At 41.2% G+C, this 16,809-nt stretch carries 19 protein-coding genes; 4 read left to right on the forward strand and 15 right to left on the reverse strand.

Translation table 11 applies throughout. From position 1 onward, the window contains the following. The 3 genes from thiI to BMX79_RS02940 form a co-directional block, all read right to left on the reverse strand. Nucleotides 1-1,218 (reverse strand): tRNA uracil 4-sulfurtransferase ThiI, encoded by a 1,218-nt coding sequence (gene thiI / locus BMX79_RS02930; protein ID WP_091478960.1) that lies wholly within the window; start codon nt 1,216-1,218, stop codon nt 1-3. 10 nt (nt 1,219-1,228) lie between these two features. Continuing rightward, a complete protein-coding gene (locus BMX79_RS02935) occupies nt 1,229-2,365 on the reverse strand; it encodes a cysteine desulfurase family protein (RefSeq protein ID WP_091478962.1) in 1,137 nt (378 codons plus the stop codon). Nucleotides 2,366-2,514: 149 nt separating this feature from the next. Continuing rightward, the gene (locus BMX79_RS02940; RefSeq protein WP_091478964.1) at nt 2,515-4,233 is read right to left on the reverse strand and encodes a septation ring formation regulator EzrA; all 1,719 of its coding nucleotides are present in this window, start codon (nt 4,231-4,233) and stop codon (nt 2,515-2,517) included. A 132-nt stretch (nt 4,234-4,365) separates the two neighbouring features. Between BMX79_RS02940 and msrC the strand changes: the two genes are divergently transcribed. Beyond that, nucleotides 4,366-4,824 carry a free L-methionine (R)-S-oxide reductase MsrC gene (gene msrC / locus BMX79_RS02945; protein WP_091478965.1) on the forward strand — a complete coding sequence of 153 codons (459 nt, stop codon included), beginning with the start codon at nt 4,366-4,368 and terminating at the stop codon, nt 4,822-4,824. A 79-nt stretch (nt 4,825-4,903) separates the two neighbouring features. Here msrC and rpsD read toward each other — a convergent pair whose 3' ends face one another. The 11 genes from rpsD to BMX79_RS03000 all read right to left on the reverse strand — a co-directional run bounded on the left by rpsD (nt 4,904) and on the right by BMX79_RS03000 (nt 13,972). After that, nucleotides 4,904-5,509 carry a 30S ribosomal protein S4 gene (rpsD, locus tag BMX79_RS02950; RefSeq protein ID WP_091478967.1) on the reverse strand — a complete coding sequence of 202 codons (606 nt, stop codon included), beginning with the start codon at nt 5,507-5,509 and terminating at the stop codon, nt 4,904-4,906. Nucleotides 5,510-5,820: 311 nt separating this feature from the next. Next, on the reverse strand, nt 5,821-6,954 hold the full coding sequence (locus tag BMX79_RS02955) for a baeRF6 domain-containing protein (RefSeq protein WP_091478969.1): 1,134 nt from the start codon (nt 6,952-6,954) through the stop codon (nt 5,821-5,823). Nucleotides 6,955-7,099: 145 nt separating this feature from the next. Beyond that, nucleotides 7,100-7,660, reverse strand: a complete 561-nt coding sequence (locus tag BMX79_RS02960; protein WP_091478970.1) for a sugar O-acetyltransferase — start codon at nt 7,658-7,660, stop codon at nt 7,100-7,102. Nucleotides 7,661-7,680: 20 nt separating this feature from the next. Beyond that, entirely contained in the window at nt 7,681-8,319 is a 639-nt protein-coding gene (locus tag BMX79_RS02965; RefSeq protein ID WP_091478972.1) for a DUF1054 family protein, read from the reverse strand. Between the two features lie 108 nt (nt 8,320-8,427). Continuing rightward, nucleotides 8,428-9,426 carry a siderophore ABC transporter substrate-binding protein gene (locus BMX79_RS02970; RefSeq protein WP_091478973.1) on the reverse strand — a complete coding sequence of 333 codons (999 nt, stop codon included), beginning with the start codon at nt 9,424-9,426 and terminating at the stop codon, nt 8,428-8,430. Between the two features lie 30 nt (nt 9,427-9,456). After that, complete coding sequence (locus tag BMX79_RS02975) at nt 9,457-10,218, reverse strand: iron ABC transporter ATP-binding protein (RefSeq protein WP_091478975.1); 762 nt, start codon at nt 10,216-10,218, stop codon at nt 9,457-9,459. A gap of 2 nt (nt 10,219-10,220) precedes the next feature. After that, on the reverse strand, nt 10,221-11,177 hold the full coding sequence (locus BMX79_RS02980; protein WP_091478977.1) for an iron chelate uptake ABC transporter family permease subunit: 957 nt from the start codon (nt 11,175-11,177) through the stop codon (nt 10,221-10,223). Beyond that, on the reverse strand, nt 11,174-12,151 hold the full coding sequence (locus tag BMX79_RS02985) for an ABC transporter permease (RefSeq protein WP_246117615.1): 978 nt from the start codon (nt 12,149-12,151) through the stop codon (nt 11,174-11,176). Before BMX79_RS02985 ends, BMX79_RS02980 begins: the two co-directional genes overlap by 4 nt. Before the next feature lie 269 nt (nt 12,152-12,420). Continuing rightward, complete coding sequence (locus BMX79_RS02990) at nt 12,421-13,131, reverse strand: 5'-methylthioadenosine/adenosylhomocysteine nucleosidase (protein WP_091478978.1); 711 nt, start codon at nt 13,129-13,131, stop codon at nt 12,421-12,423. Between the two features lie 29 nt (nt 13,132-13,160). After that, entirely contained in the window at nt 13,161-13,406 is a 246-nt protein-coding gene (locus tag BMX79_RS02995; RefSeq protein WP_091478979.1) for a hypothetical protein, read from the reverse strand. An 11-nt stretch (nt 13,407-13,417) separates the two neighbouring features. Beyond that, nucleotides 13,418-13,972: an NUDIX hydrolase gene (locus tag BMX79_RS03000; RefSeq protein WP_091478981.1), complete on the reverse strand. Its 555-nt coding sequence runs from the start codon at nt 13,970-13,972 to the stop codon at nt 13,418-13,420. 172 nt (nt 13,973-14,144) lie between these two features. On the opposite strand from BMX79_RS03000, the gene BMX79_RS03005 reads away from it, so the two are divergent. From BMX79_RS03005 to BMX79_RS03015, 3 genes are all read left to right on the forward strand, one after another. Next, entirely contained in the window at nt 14,145-14,813 is a 669-nt protein-coding gene (locus BMX79_RS03005; RefSeq protein WP_091478983.1) for a 5-bromo-4-chloroindolyl phosphate hydrolysis family protein, read from the forward strand. 29 nt (nt 14,814-14,842) lie between these two features. Beyond that, on the forward strand, nt 14,843-16,048 hold the full coding sequence (locus tag BMX79_RS03010; RefSeq protein ID WP_091478984.1) for a toxic anion resistance protein: 1,206 nt from the start codon (nt 14,843-14,845) through the stop codon (nt 16,046-16,048). A gap of 105 nt (nt 16,049-16,153) precedes the next feature. Beyond that, complete coding sequence (locus BMX79_RS03015) at nt 16,154-16,396, forward strand: GlsB/YeaQ/YmgE family stress response membrane protein (protein ID WP_091264552.1); 243 nt, start codon at nt 16,154-16,156, stop codon at nt 16,394-16,396. A 63-nt stretch (nt 16,397-16,459) separates the two neighbouring features. Here the strand turns inward: BMX79_RS03015 and BMX79_RS03020 are convergent, their stop codons facing one another. Then, nucleotides 16,460-16,660 carry a cold-shock protein gene (locus tag BMX79_RS03020; protein WP_091478986.1) on the reverse strand — a complete coding sequence of 67 codons (201 nt, stop codon included), beginning with the start codon at nt 16,658-16,660 and terminating at the stop codon, nt 16,460-16,462. Nucleotides 16,661-16,809: the final 149 nt, after the last annotated feature.

Raw genomic sequence — 16,809 nt, forward strand, 5'->3', positions numbered from 1 at the left:
TCAGAAAAGCGAATCAAATGCATCTTCATTTGACTGCTCAGAATCGGAATGTTTACCTATCACGGTATCAACTATGCCGTCCAGTGCACGCTGCATCATCCCTTCGATATCCAGCTCCTCTTCCAGTTCCCTGACCTTGTGCAGTCTTGGTTTGGTCTTAGGACGTGAAGGGGCAAAGACCGTGCAGCAGTCTTCATAAGGCTGAACCGCCAGATCAAAGGTATCGATATCCTGTGCAATTTTAATGATGTCGTTCTTGTCCATTGAAATCAGTGGTCTTAGAACAGGGGTATTGGTTACTTCATTTATAGCTGTCATGCTTTCTAGAGTCTGAGAAGCGACTTGGCCGAGCGACTCGCCGTTGATTATTGCCAGCCCGTTTCTATGTCCTCTGATCGCATCAGTCAGCCTCAGCATCATTCGTCTCGTGATCGTCATTGAATAGGCTTCAGGTATCACTTTCTTTATTTCTTCCTGAATTTCAGTAAAGGGAACTTCCAGGAAGGTGACGTCTCCTCCAAAGCGTGCAATTTTGGCAGTGAGGTCTTTAGCTTTCTTAAGTGCTTGCGGACTAGTATAAGGCGGGCTGTGAAAATGAACAGCTTCTATAGACATGCCTCGTTTCATAGACAGGTATCCTGCTACAGGAGAATCGATCCCCCCTGACAGCATAAGCATGCCTTTTCCACTTGTTCCTACTGGAAGTCCTCCTGCACCGGACAGAGTATCGACAGAGATGAATATCCCATCTTTTCGTACCTCTACCCTGACAGTTACATCGGGATTTTTCATTTTTACTGATACCGGCTGAACTGCTTTTTCAACTTCTGTTCCAAGCAGACGGTTCATTTCATTCGTGTCATATTTAAAGTCGTGGTCAGCTCTTCTGGTCATGATCTTGAAGGTCATATTTTCTGTAAACTGTTGCTTAACTAGGTGAACAACGGCTTTCTTAGCTTCTTCCAGCGTTTTTTCTACTTTAACGACAGGTGAAAATGACTGAATACCGAACACATCCTTGAGTTCAGCCATCACTGCATCAGCATCTTCCTCATTAAGATCAATATGCATCCTGTCCCTGTTTGAACTGATTTTGACCGTGTTGAACTGACGAAGATGTGTCCGAACATTTCTGTGCAGCTTCTTGATGAAAAATTTTCTGTTCTTTCCTTTTGTAGACAGCTCGCCGTAACGAACCAGAATTTCTGTAATCTGCATAACGCTCTCCTTAATTTATATCTCTCATCTGCTCATGTATTAAATTGAACTGGTTTTTAAATTCCTGGACTTCCTCATTCGAATTCAGATGACTCAGGCTGATTCTGACGGCTGATTCTGCCTCTTCTTTAGAATAGCCCATGTCCAGCACTGTTGGCGTTTTTGTCTTCCTTCTGCTGGAACATGCACTAGTCGTCGATACGATGATTCCCTGCTTTTCCAGTGCATGGACAATGACTTCGCCGCGTATCCGGTTCATTCCAAAACAGATTATATGCGGTGCACTTCCATCTGGAGTAAAAACAGTTACTTTCTCCAATTTAGTCAGGTAGTCAGTCAGCTCGTTCTTCAAATTAAACAATTTATTTCTTTTAGCCGTGCTGTCTTCCAAAAGCAGCCTCAGCGCTTTCGCCATGGCAATATTCCCTGGCACATTTTCTGTTCCGCTTCGTTTTCCTTTTTCCTGGCCCCCTCCACTCATCAGGGGAGCAAGTTTTCTGCCTTTTTTCAGATAAATGAAGCCGGTCCCTTTCGGCGCGTGGAATTTATGACCGGAAAAGACTGCGATATCTATTCTTGATCCGGCCAAGTCAAGATCAATTTTGCCGACTGCCTGTACTGCATCTACATGAAAATGGATAGATGGATGGGACTCAAGTATCTCGCTGATTTTTCTCAGTGGCTGTATGCTGCCCATTTCATTGTTGACAGCCATTATGGATACAAGAACCGTATCTTTTCTAATAGCCTGCTTTAGTTCATCCAAATCGATCTGACCTTTCTCATCTACAGAAAGGTACGTCACTTCCCAGCCCATTTGTTCCAGCTGCTCCAAGGATTTAATTACTGCTGGATGCTCGATAGCTGTAGAGATAATGTGCTTCCCGTAAGCCATCTTTTCGATCGCTGTTCCTTTTATTGCCCAGTTATCTCCTTCAGTGCCACCGCTGGTAAAAAAGATTTCTTCGGATTCGACTTGCAGCAGCTCGGCTACCTGCATACGGGACCGTTTCAGCAGACTGCTGGTCTCTTCTCCCATAACATGCAGACTGGACGGGTTACCGTAGTATCGTTTGCTTGCTTCCAGATAGGACTCGAGAACTGAATCATTAATTTTAGTTGTAGCTGAATTATCAAAGTATATCATGTCAAAACCTCTCTATGCCGTTCATATACAAACTTTTACTATTATATCAGATTTTTTTGCTTCTTCAAGCCTTGGACTGGTGTATTATTCGCAGTATACTGACCGTGAAAAAAGCCAGTACTAGACTGGCTTTATCCGTAAATTAAGTTTTAATCATACGATTTATCTTTTTTATACTCTTCAGATAGGGTCTGATATGCACCAGGCTCAATTGATTCCAGTTTTTCTCTGACCATTTTCAGGGCTGTATGATAATCATATTCATCCAGAAAGAGTGATTCACTATACTTGATTGTCTCGATCACTTCTGGATGCTCATCCTTATATCTGTATAGACGCTGACTGGTCAGTTCTGTCAGGAGAGCCTCATCGACGATCGCATCAGTCTGATCGGCCAGCGACTCGATATCGTCTTCACACATTTTATGAAGAGATAAAACGTCCTTCAAATTGAGACGAGGTCTGGCAAGCTCTCTGGATAAAGATTCCAGGTGGTCTGTCGTATAGAAAAAGAGATCTAGAAATGCTTTCGACAAACCAGGAAGATGTTTACTTTCAATGTATCGTTTCATTTCCCTTAAGGCCATTTCCATTTCTTCAATATCATTTTTGATCTGTAATTCTTTTTCTCTATACGAATAGAGTTGTTTCGACATTTTCTGGTAAGCCTGGGATAGGTTCTCCAGCTGCTCGAAGCTCCTTTCGAGCAACTCTTCTGCAGTTGAGTACGGCACACGCTCTTCTGCCAAATCTGCCTCTACCTCACTGATCAGTTTTACTTGTTCTTTAAGTGTAGCATTCATTTCTTTATACTGGCCTTCTTCATTCTGATAGAGGGTATAGCTCTGGTTGATCCGGTCAAGTTCAAAGCCCATTTCACGATTCTGATCCTGAACGTATAATATAATCTTCTTCAGTTTCTTGATTAAGGTGTTTACCGATGCCTTGGCTTCAATTTCAGTTTCCATAAGATCGTATAAGTCATTGATCTGTATTTCGACCGCTTCACTTTGAGAATCTGCTTTTTCCATATCCAGTTCTTCAACATGAGATTTCAGTTCAATGATCTCCTTTTCGAGTCGAGCCAGTTTGTTATCCATTTCATTTGACTCTGGAAAGAGGTAACCTTGTTCAGTCAAAGTGCTGTACCCTTCAACTATTTCTTCTCTCTGTTTAACGTAGGACGTATTAATCGTCTTGATCAGTTCAGGGATACGGCTCATCAGCTTTTCCATTCCGGACATATCTTTATCTAGTTTGGATACAACCAGCTTAGCTTCTTCGTGATCTCCTGATGCTGTCAGATCAGAAAAGGATGTAAACTTAGATTCAACTTCACCCAGTTTATCCTCCAGGTTATTGATGCTGTCGCCAAATGTAAAACTGTTCGCCAGCAGTTCTTTCCTGATTTTGTGATACCTTTTCTTGATAGCATCGACTTTTTTCAGATTGGCTTCTTCCCGCTGCAGCAGTTCATCGATCGTACTCACGATCTGCTTGACATCTTCTTCAATAGATTGTAGAGATTCTTCAGCTTTGCTCTGATAACTCGATGCCTGCTTGAACCTGTAACGGTCTGTAGCTTGTTCGGCATCAAATAAACACGCCTCAACTTCAGGCAGGCGTTCATCATTGATCATGTTCACTTTGCTGACAGCCATTTCAGCGGATGCTTTAGACTGACCGCTTATCGCCATTTTTTCAAGCTTTTCTGCTTTTTCATTAGGCAGATGACTGAGTACGTCCTTTTTCTTGTGATCCAGTCGGTCGATATCAGTATAATGTGTTTTCTTGAGATAATATGTACTGAAATACACTATCACTGCAAGTATGACGATGCTGATCGCTACGACAATTTCGATTGTCATTTTATTCCCTCCAGCAGTAGATACGAGAGTCTACCCTTGTTCTCTTTTATATAGTATATCAAACTTAGATCAATTATGTTATACTAGCAAGCAAATTCTATAAAATAATCATAGCAGTGAAAGGAAAGAATCATGGGAAAAGAACTGAATTATATGATAAACAAGCAGCTTCAGGCTGTTCTGGCAGATGAGCCTAACCTGATAGCCAATCTCAGCAATGCATCTGCTCTGCTTTTTGATCACTTGACAGACGTAAACTGGGCTGGCTTCTACTTGTGGGACACAACTGATCAGGAACTCGTCCTGGGTCCTTTTCAGGGTAAAGTAGCTTGCGTTCGAATAAAGGACGGCAGCGGAGTATGCGGCACGGCATTTAAGAACGAAGAAACAATTGTCGTTCCTGATGTTCATCAGTTTCCAGGTCATATTGCCTGTGATGCAGCCAGTGAATCTGAAATCGTTGTTCCGCTTATTAAAGATGGCAGAAAGATTGGTGTGCTCGATATCGATGCACCGATTAAGAACCGCTTCTCACAAGACGATAAAAAGATGCTGGAAGAGTTCTGTGCTGTGCTCCTTGAAGCCATTTAAATCTGTTTCAACTAGTCAAACTAAAAAAGCCTTCTGTCGATTTAATGACAGAAGGCTTTTTAATACTATTAAAATCGGATTATCTGTTGTAGTACTCAACGATAAACGCTTCATCGATTTCAGCAGGCATTTCTTCACGTAGTGGTAGACGTGTAAGAGATCCTTCCAGCTTTTCGTCGTCGAAAGTAATGAAATCCGGACGACCAAAGATAGATTCAACTGATTCTTTGATGATTTTAAGGTCTTTAGATTTTTCACGAACACCGACTACATCTCCAACTGATACGTGGAATGATGGAATATCGACACGTTTGCCGTTTACAGTGATGTGACCGTGGTTTACAAGCTGACGAGCCTGACGACGAGTAGTCGCAAGACCAAGTCTGTAAACAACGTTATCTAGACGCTGCTCAAGAAGCACCATGAAGTTGACACCGTGCTTACCTTCACGAATTTTACCTGCTTTAGTGAACAAGTTGAAGAATTGACGTTCGTTCAACCCGTACATGTAACGTAGTTTCTGTTTTTCTTTTAACTGTAGGCCGTATTCAGATAATTTGATACGCGCAGTAGGTCCGTGCTGACCTGGTGCATATGGACGTCTTGCCAGTTCTTTTCCGCTACCGGTTAAAGAGATGCCTAAACGTCTTGATTTTTTCCATGATGGTCCAGTATATCTTGCCATTTTGGGATTCCTCCATTTAATTAGTTGTCAGTTTTATTCAAAAACTGCAATGGAGTAAAATAACGAATGGAAGCTCAGTAATACGTGCAGTTTCTTTTCAATCTTCACCAATTGCAGCCGCTGGTTACACAATTGCACTCATATGAGTCATATGGCAAGAAACTGTTGACGCGGTTACCACTTCCCGCTGCGATATTTTACACAAAGGTCAGTATACCGATAACCCCGCAGGAAGTCAAGGAATTATGGATATTTGGACAAAATAAAAACCGGGGTCATTGGCCCCGGCCTTTACCATTGTTTTGGTTGGATCAGAATCTTAATGTTGCAGCGATACCTGTATCTGAAGGCATGCTGGCTTTTTCCAGAACATAGACGTTCCCTTTAGTCTTGAGCACGTTATGAACAAGCTGGTTCACATACTTTGTAGTTTCTGTGCTTTCCTGATACTGACCGTTTTCGTCCAGTTCTCCGTGGACCTGATAATCGTCTTCGATCAGAAGAACGTCGATTTTCCCTTGAATACTTGCCATTCCCAAGTCATTATACTGGGCTTCAAGTCGATATTCAGGTGTCGTTTCGTTAAATTTCTCAACGAGTTTCTTGTATCTGCGATTAATAATTTCATCCACCACTTCAGAAGTATGTGATTGAATCTCATTAAACGATAACTGCGATGGAGAAGCTTCAATACGTGTTTCGTCAAGGTATTCATTTTTTGACAAACGTTCAAAATCTGCTATATTTTTCGGCAGAGCGAATAGGACTAAAGGTAGTTCTGTCGGCTTGGAATAATGTTCAAAGACATATTTATCAACTTCACGGAAATAATTCTCCTGGTCGATCTCAACTTCATTGCTCTTCTCGTTATGTCCGTGAAAGACGCCACCACTGTTTCCTTCACTTCCATTATAAGATCCAACGTTGAGCTCTCCACCAGTCAGTTCGTCCCCTAAAGCTTTAGTCAGTGTGTCAGGGGCCTCTTCAGGCAGATCTATTTCCTGCAGTTTATTGCGTCTGCCGTTGTATAAACTGAATTTATCATGATTCAGGGCCAGCAGGTGATAGTAGCTCACGTACTGGAAATTGGCGATCAATGGTAAGATATATGGTTGTTCAGCTACTACTGTACCAGTGTGAATCGGCACACTTAAGCGGTAGTAGTAGACTTCGTCCGGGGTGACATAAAAGACGACACTTTGAGTCATCTGTCTCCAGAAATCTGAATGATCCACAAGTGGCTTCACTTTTTCGAGTAACGTATTGCAGTATTTCTCATCATACAACTCACAGAGTTTAGCTTTTGCCTCTTTCAGTAAATTCTGGAACTGAATCTGGTTCGCTTCGATTTCTACTGCATTCGATTCGTTGTTCAGTGAGATCGAAACGACTACCTCGTACTCTTTAAGCAGTTCGTCTGTCGGGAATGTTAAAAGTTCTTGCATATGCGTCACCTTCCATTCATTATTCTCTTCACTGAGAAGCATCTCAACAAAGAGTGCTATATGTACATCATAGCTAATACACTAAAAAATGTCTAAGAATATGCTGAGTATTCATGAAAGTAAAAAAGGCCTATGAAGATAGGCCTTAATTATTAACCGGAATGTTCTTGATGATACGAGCCGGTACTCCGCCAATCACAGCATTGTCAGGGAAGATGCCATTGACTACAGCTCCAGCAGCAACAACCACATTATTTCCCAGTTCAGAGCCGCCTAAGATCGTCGCATCTGCTCCGATCCAGCAATTATCCCCCATAGTCACTGGTCTGCCAAATTCATATCCTGAATTCCGTTCTGAGGGCGTTAAAGGATGTTCAGGTGTGACAATGCTGACTCCCGGCCCCAGCATCGCATTCTTTCCGATGTGAATAGGACAGACATCCAGAAAGACACAATTGAAATTGGCATAAAAATTTTCCCCAACATGTATATTGTAGCCATAATCTACACGTACAGTCGGTTCTACTTTAATAGTTTCACCAGTGGTTCCGAACAGATCCTTGATGATTCGCTTTCTCTCTTCATCCGTATCAGCTCTATTAAAGTCCTGAGCTCTATCGTGGCCTTTGCGTCTTCCTTTTACAAGTTCAGGATCAGATGGGTCATACATCTCTCCTGCTGTCATCTTATCTTTCTCTGACTGCATATGACAACCTCCTTTATCCCTTAAGTTAAGTCTTCGTTCTTCTGATGCACATCAAGCAGGCGGGAATAGATAGGCATAAGATCGTCGAGTGTCTTTTTATAGAAGGCAAACTGTGCGTCTTTATCTGACAACTCTATACTATCTTCACGCATGATCTTACCTATCATAAACTCTCCTTTTTTCACTTTAAGCAGTCGCTTTAAAGTCTTTTCGATTGTTTCATCATCCGCCTTTTCAAGATCAGGTTTAGTATGATCTGGTGAAATGTAATACTCCTCTGATAAATGATCGAACAGTTTCAGGTTCTCAAGAAGATGCTGCCCCATGGCCTTTTCATGGACAGGGTTATCAATCAGTGACAGGAAGAGAAAAATATGGTCGCTGTTGATTCCCAGCTGGATATGTGGATATTTTTTGTAACCGCGAGAGTTCCCTCCCAGAGCACTCCAGGTACTTTCCGGCGCATTAGCAGTTCTCCGTCTATGCTGGGCAATGTGAAAGCCTCCGTCAAATGCCGTCTGCGTATTCACATGGGCTTTGAATTCATCACCGAATGACTGGAAAACAGGCTGGATATGTTCTCTGATCAGTGCCATCCTTTCATCCAGTCCATCGACTGAAAAAATATTGAAATGTTCTGGTTCAAAATAGTGTTCCATAATAACCTCCTGATTTATCATTGCATTATTAGTGTATCAAAAAAGGAGAAAGGATGCAGGATAAGTTCATCCCGATACCTTACCTCCTGATTTAAGTAATGTGTCCAATTAATCTAAAGCATGTCCTGCTTCATCCATCATGATACGGAAAGTTCCTACGCCGCCTTCAGCAAGGTACCATGCAGCTGGTGACAGATAGTAAATGGAATCAGACTGGACTGCGGATGTCTGCTGAATGACCGGATTTTCTTCTATTGGCTGAGAAGACGTATCGCCGCCTATTGCAGCAGTTCGGTCAATGACAAAGAGAAGATCCGGATCCATCTCCAGCACATATTCGAAGGAGATTTCCATGCCGTGATTCGATTCTTCAATGTTTTCATCAACAGATGTGAATCCAAACGCATCATGGACCACACCGAATCGTGAACCCGGTCCATATGCAGAAAGTGATCCTTCATTGTACATAGCCATTAAAGTCGTCAATTCTGAAGCCTCTGCACGCTCTCTCAGTTCTTCAAGCTCAGTTTCAAGCTCCGAAACAATGGCTTCTGCTTCATCTTCCAGACCAAAAATCATACCAAGACGGTCCAGATTGCTGTCTAATGAGTCAAAATAGGCTGTCGAGTCATTACTCAAATCGATCGTCGGAGCAATATCTTTCAGATCATCATAGGCAGAACTTGATCGTCCAGCTACAATAATCAGATCAGGTTGAGCTGCATTTGTCACTTCCAGATCGATCTCAAAAAAGCTTCCGGCAACCTCAATATCTTCGTACTCAGATAAATGATCAGGAAGATTAGGAGAAGCTGTCAGCACCACACGATCTCCAAGGCCAAGCGTAGACAGATTATCCAGCTGGCCGTTGTCAAACACAGCTATAGTCTGCGGATCGGCCGGTACCTCCACTGTATTGCCTGCAGCATCTTCAATGGTCACGACAGAAGGTGATTCTTCCACGTTTTCTTCTGAAATGTCTTCTAACACAGTTTCTTCTCCGTCAGCTGCACTTGAATCCACATTCTCTTCTTGTGTGTCTCCGCATGCTGTTAAGGTCAGTGTACTCAGAATGAGTCCCCATCTTACTAAATCTGATTTCTTCATTGTCTTCTCTCCTATCCTTTGTCTTTAAATTTAATTAGTATAGTACAGACAATATTTAGTGCCGTTACTTTCAATAATCTTGACATCCATATCGTACAAGTCATCCAGTACAGGTTTAGTGATCATCTCGTCAACCGGTCCGGAAGCAAAAAGCCGGCCTTCTTTCATGGCGACAATATTGTCCGCATAACTTGCAGCAAAATTGATATCATGCACGACAGTTATTACTGTCTTTCCAAGTTCATCAACCAGGCGTCTGAGTGTTTTCATCATCTGGACCCCGTAACTCATATCGAGATTATTTAACGGTTCATCCAGCAGGATATAATCTGTATCCTGACAGAGAACCATAGCAATCATCGCTCTCTGCAGCTGACCTCCTGACAAGGTATCGATATAACGGGTCTGCAGGTCCAAAAGCCCCAAATACTCCAGGGAACTGTCAATCACCTCATGACAATGCTGATTCAGGCGGCCTTTTGTATAGGGAAATCGCCCGAAAGAGACGAGCTCTCTTACCGTGAGCCGGACATTCATCTGATTGGTCTGTTTAAGTACAGACAGTCGCTTGGCAAAATCACCTTTCTTCCAGGTTTTGACCTCGTTTCCGTCGATATAGATGTGTCCGGTATCCTGCGGAATCAGTCTGCTCACCATTTCAAGCAGCGTGCTCTTCCCTGCTCCGTTAGGTCCGATGCATGCGGTCATCTTCCCCTTTTCGATCGGCAAGCTGACATTGTTCACTACAATTGTTTCGCCGTAACTTTTTGTCACGTTCTGGACTTCCATCATGATCAAACATTCCTTTCTTTAAATAGAATAAACAGGAAGTAAATGCCCCCTGCAAACTGAATAATTACACCTAATGTCGTTTGTAATCTGAAGACATGTTCAACCAGCAGCTGACCGGAGAGTATGAATAATACCGAGATAAGACTGCCTCCAATAAACAAGGTTGCATGTTTATATGTATTGAACAGACGATAAGCAATATTAGCACCGATAAACCCTAAAAAGGATACGGGACCGACAAGAGCAGTCGATACAGCTGTAAGGATACTTACCATGATGAACAGGATCAGGTAGTACTTGTCGATATTGATTCCCAGATTCAAAGCGTAGGCTCTTCCCAGATGGAGAACATCCAGGGTCCGGCTTTCTTTAAAGAGATAAATAAGTACAGGAACCGTTATGAGAACCGAGAACCCGACGAGCGTCACATCTACTCTATTGAAGCTGGCAATCGTTCGTGCAAACAGACTCTCAAATTCATTTGGATCAATAATAACTTGAAGAAAATTAGTGAAGCTGCTGAAGAATGTTCCGAGGATCAGTCCTGTCATCAGCATAAGATAGATTTTCCCTGGATATTTCTTGAAGAACAGCCAGAACATGCCAAGACTCCCTCCAATTATCAACAACAGGCTCAGAAAGAAATTGAGCTGGTGATGAGTAACAAGGACATGGTTCATGCCAAAAAAGAAGAAGATGACCGTCTGAAGCAGGATGTACATTGAATCCAGACCGATAATATTTGGAGTCAGTATAATATTCTGGGTCATGGTCTGAAAAACAATGGTCGCTATGGTAGACGAAAATCCTACGAGGAAAAATGGAATAATACGCTGACTTCTCAGCCTAATTGCAAAGGACAGATCCCCTCTTGTATTAACGGTCAAGTATAGAAACAGAAACACCGAGATGCTGATCAGCAGCAGTAAGAAAATCAGATTTAATCGTTTTGTCTTCATTTGGATTCCCCTCGAAGCAGTAAGTATAAAAAGAGCACACTTCCTACCACACCAATGACGACACTGATCGGTATTTCATATGGAAAGATGAGCGTACGGGATAAGACATCAGTGACCAGAAGAAACAGTGCACCAAATCCTGCAGTAGGAAAAAGTATTTTCCCGAAGTGGTCACCTTTTTTCAAAGATATAAGATTTGGTACTACGATACCTACAAATGGAATACTTCCAACTGTCAGAATAATTGCTGAGGTTGCCAGTGCAACAATCGTCACGCCTGCGAGCTCTAAAAGCCCATAAGGTACGCCCAGTTCAATCGATACATCTTTTCCCAGCCCCATAATAGTGAAATAGTACGCAAGTAAGTATATAAGAAACAGCAGCGGTACAGAAAGAAACAGCAGCTGATAATTAGTAGAAGAGATAAGAGAAAAATTTCCTTGAAGCCATGAGGATGTATTTTGCACAACTTCATACTGGACAGCCAGGTATGTACTCAAGGAGTTGACTATATTTCCGAACATCAGTCCCACAAGAGGAATCATTACTGCATTTTTTATCTTGACAGAACGGACAAACAGGATAAAAGTAAAGGTGCCGATCAGTGAAAAGATAAATGCCAGAACAGTTTTCTGAGTCAACGAAGAATGTGAAAAGAAAATAATGGCTGTAACTATGCCTAACCGTGCACTCGCAAGTGTTCCCGCAGTTGTAGGAGAAACGAATTTGTTTTGTGTCAGCTGCTGCATTAGTAGACCTGAAATGGCTAATGTACTGCCTGCCAGTATCAGGCTTATCGTTCTCGGCAGTCGGGTAGTCAGCAGAATCAGCCTTTGTGTATCGGTCAGACTGAATACGTTTCTGATGCTCAAATCATTTACGCCGGTAAAGATGGAAACTACTGTAAAAACAATCAGCAAGGCGATCATAATCCAATTAAACGGTTTCCGATTTTCAATTTTGCTGCCTTCCATCTCATCCAGTCCTTTAACATTCAATCGATTGTAGTATTTTTGTTCAGTAACTGAGAATGATTATCATTCTCTTCGAGAATTATATCGAATAATTTGAACAAATGCAATCTTTCACAAAAAATGACTGCAGACTAATTTCCTGCAATCTATAGCCTTAAAGTAAAACCCGTTATATCACAAGGTGAGACATTTACATCTCCTTGTGATATAACGGGTTTTACGATGCTAATAGTGATCAGCTTAACCAGTTTAACTCTTCATATCGATTGCTAGTCGACTGAATCATTTTCTTCTAGTAACTCAATATACCAAAGAACCATTTCTGCAGATTTTTTCCCAGCAGATTCGATAAATTCATTGAATGACACAGATGCTTCTTCATCTGCGACATCAGATACTGCCCTGACCACAGCAAATGGAATATCGAACTGATAACACGTTTGTGCGACAGCTGTTCCTTCCATTTCTGTAACCAGTGCATCACTGAAATAGGATTTGATTTGCTGAATTGCAGAAGCATTGCTGATAAAGGAATCCCCACTCACTATAAGCCCGTCTTTAACTGTCCACTCACTCTTTAAAGCAGCTGTTTTTAGCACCTTTACTGTTCCTGTATCTGCTTCGTAGTATTCAGGCATCTGGGGTATCTGACCGAATGCATAACCAAAGGCTCTTGCGTCGGCGTCATTGTAGCTCAATCTTGTTGAAATGACAAGGTCCCCTACTCTGAGTCCTTCTCCTATGCCTCCTGCTGATCCTGTATTGATTACCGTATCAGCATTAAATCTGTTGATCAGCAGAGTCGTTGCGATCGCTGCGTTGACTTTTCCAATACCAGACTGTACTAGAACGACATTGGTTTGTCCTATCTTACCTTCATAAAAGGTCTGACTCGCGATCTTAGTCTGCGTCAAATCAGACAACTCGTCAGTGAGCAATCGGATTTCCTGCTCCATCGCAGCTATAATTCCTAATTTCATCTAAACACCCTTTCATTATAGTGATAAGATCAGATAAAGAAAACGAACGCCAGAACGATTATAAGCAGCAGAGCGACTATAACGATAGCTAGAGTAAGCTGTTTTTCCACTCGGCGGTACTTCTCCATCTCATTCAGTCTTTTCTTTGATGTGCGTCCTTTTTTAGATAGTTTTCTTTCGTTCTTCCGATCTTCAGCTTTTCTTAATCTGCTTTCTTTTTTTTTCTTTATTTCATCCAGTTCTTTCTGTTTTTTCAGTTCACTTCTTGAAGACATCCTTATCATCCTCAGTCTTTCTTCATAGATTTTTTCATTTTCCAGTAAAACAAGGCGAAAACTGTCTTGGAGTCTCTGAGTAACCCTTGTTCATATAGATCCCAGGCTTCATCATATGTTACGATCATTACTTCGACATTTTCATCCTCATCTTGGGAAAGCGGATTTTCTGCTAAGTACAAATCTGTCGCTTCATAGATTTCAAGAAATTCATCTGTAAACCCAGGTGTACTATAAAAAGAAGTCACAAAAGAAAGGTTATTTGCTCTATAGCCAGTTTCTTCTTCAAGTTCACGTGCAGCAGTTACAGATGCACTGGCATCCGACTCGTCTTTCAAGCCAGCAGGTATTTCAATACTGATCTGCTCGATCGCCTTACGGTACTGTTTGACAAGTATGATTTCATCGTCGTTGATAAAAGGAATGACCGCAGCAGCTCCATCGTGTCTGACTATTTCTCTCTGAGCCGTTTTTCCATTAGGCAGCCTGACTTCCTGTACCGTATACTCTGTAATGTTTCCTTTATATACTGATGTTTCCTTGATCGTTTCTTCTTTAAAATCCATTGGTCCACTCCTCACATACCGTTAATCATACAGGATTCGCCAGCAATTTTCATTATATAATTATCGTTCATATCCTGTTAAATCCATCTTAGGTCTTATGTCAATTCTACCAGATTTTGTGATACTATATAGTTAGAATAAGTAATCGTTTCACCAGAATGGAGGATCAACAATGAAACAGTCAACACTATATACATCTTTAATTTATACACTTACTTTACTCACTTCTCTATTTATTTTCATCATGATGATCGGACTTGAATTTAACGGACTGCTCGCTTTGGGGCTGAGTATAGGAGCTGGAGTGCTTATGTTGAAAAAATTCGGTAGAAAGACATCTTCTGCAAAGAATACAAGCCAAAAATTACCGAAGATGACCCAGGAGAAAGAAGCCTTTTATACTTCAAAAGGCCTATCTAAAGAAGATATTCAGTATTTCAGAAAAACAATGCACAAAGCGAAAGAACAGGTTATAATGATCGAAAAGAATATGACTCAGTCTGGTAAGCTTAGAGCAATTGAAAACCGCAATAACACGGTAGCCCTATCAAAAGCATTGTTCAAGGAAATTACCGATGAACCTGATCGTCTCCATGAAGTCGACCAGTTTCTATACGTCCACCTGCCATCACTGGCAGATCTGGTTAAGAAATACGTCGAAATCGAAAATCACAAGGCTAAAAGCAAAGCGACCTATGATATTCTTGAGAAATCGTCTCAGACAATCGACAAAATGTGCGGACAGATTGTAGAAGACTATGTCATGTTTAAAGAAGACGATATCCAGGATCTTGATGTAGAAATCGAACTAGCCAAACGTACATTGAATGACGAACTGTAATATTAACCCATACACAAGGAGCTGTTACAATGGCAAACGAAGAGAATGATTTATTCGAAAAAAAGGAACAGAGTGAAATCGATGACTTATTGGCAAATCCTTTTGGTGCTTCCGCAAAAACTGAACCTACTGTAGAAAAAAATGAGATAAAAAAGCAGAATGAAGTAAAAAAAGTGATCGATACTTTAAATGAAACGAGAAAGAAACAGGCTTACGAATTGGCTAAAATGATTGATACTTCTGATACTGATTCTCTTCTGAACTACGGTGCTCAAGCCCAGCAGAAGCTTGGTGAATTTTCGCATTCCGTACTGAACCATGTTCAGAATCAGGAGACTAGCCATATCGGTGAAACCCTCAATGATCTGATGTTTCGTTTGAATGAGGCAAATCCTAACGAGCTTAAAGCTGATGACCGGAATATCTTCAAGAAAATGTTCCGAAAGATAAACCGGTCAATTTATGAAACGACTGCTAAATACCAGAAGATTGGTGCTCAAGTCGACAAAATAGCAGTCAAACTGGATAAAGAACGTGAACTGCTTCTAAAAGATAATGTCATGCTTGAAGAATTGTACGAAAAGAACTACGAGTACTTCGAAGCTTTAAATGTCTATATTGCAGCTGGAGAAGTAAAAATCGACGAGCTCAGCAATGAAGTGATTCCGCAGGCTGTCAAGCATGCAGAAGACAGTGGAAACCAGATGGAAGTTCAGAAGGTTAATGACTTGAATCAGTTCCTGAATCGCCTGGACAAACGTGTATATGATTTAAAGACCGCTCGTCAGATGACTATTCAGCAGGCACCACAAATCCGTCTCATCCAGAATACCAATCAGGCTTTAAGTGAAAAAATACAGACATCCATTAATACTGCTATTCCTTTATGGAAAAACCAGATCGTTGTTGCACTGACTCTCCTCCGTCAGAAAGAAGCTGTAACGGCTCAAAGACAGGTTTCCGAAACAACCAATGAGCTTCTGACTAAGAATTCAGAAATGTTAAAACAGTCCTCAATTGAAACGGCTAAAGAAAACGAGCGCGGAGTCATCGATATCGAAACGCTTGAAAAAACGCAGGCCGATCTTGTTGAGACATTGGAAGAAACCTTATCTATTCAGCGGGAAGGACGTTCCAAGCGTAAAGAAGCAGAAGTTCAGCTTCAGCAGCTTGAAAGTCGTCTGAAAGATCAGCTTCTTCAACTGACTGAACCAAAACAACCGGATTCTAATTAAATAGTACAATTTTATCTTTTCTCAAGTGTAAACATTTGAATAAAATGTGGCAATTCCATATACTAAGTATGTAAGTTATTCAAAAAGAAAGAGGAGAGATGTATTATGTTAGGATTTATTTGGTCACTTATTGTGGGTGGAGTTATTGGTGCAATCGGTCAGGCTATTGTCGGTACTGATGTACCAGGTGGTATTATAGGTAACATTATTATAGGTTTCGTTGGTGCTTGGGCAGGCCATGCATTGTTCCAGATGGGACCTGAATTAGGTGGATTCTATATTATTCCTGCAATTGTAGGGGCAATATTGATCGTATTCATCTATGACCTGATTGCAAGCAGATTATAATCATAGATTTCCATATAAAAAACTTCCTCAAGTCTGTAAATTGAGGAAGTTTTTTTATTATTATCACAGTTTTTCAACGTTGGATGCCTGAGGTCCTCTGTCGCCTTCGATGATGTCGAACTCTACTTCCTGACCATCATCAAGTGACTTATACCCTTCACTATTGATTGCACTGTAGTGGACAAATACATCTTCATGTCCATCAACTTCGATAAATCCGAAGCCTTTTTCAGCGTTGAACCACTTGACCTTACCTTGAGCCATAAGTACTTTCCTCCTACTATTTTTCTTGCAACAGAAATCTAATACTGACATACTACTATGAAAGTTAGGATAAAGCAGTTAAACCTCCATTACATATAAAATTATACAAAAGAAAACGCTTTAAATCAATAACCCTATAATGAATTTAG

The organism is Alkalibacterium pelagium, assembly GCF_900109325.1.
GTDB classification, from domain to species: domain Bacteria; phylum Bacillota; class Bacilli; order Lactobacillales; family Carnobacteriaceae_A; genus Alkalibacterium; species Alkalibacterium pelagium.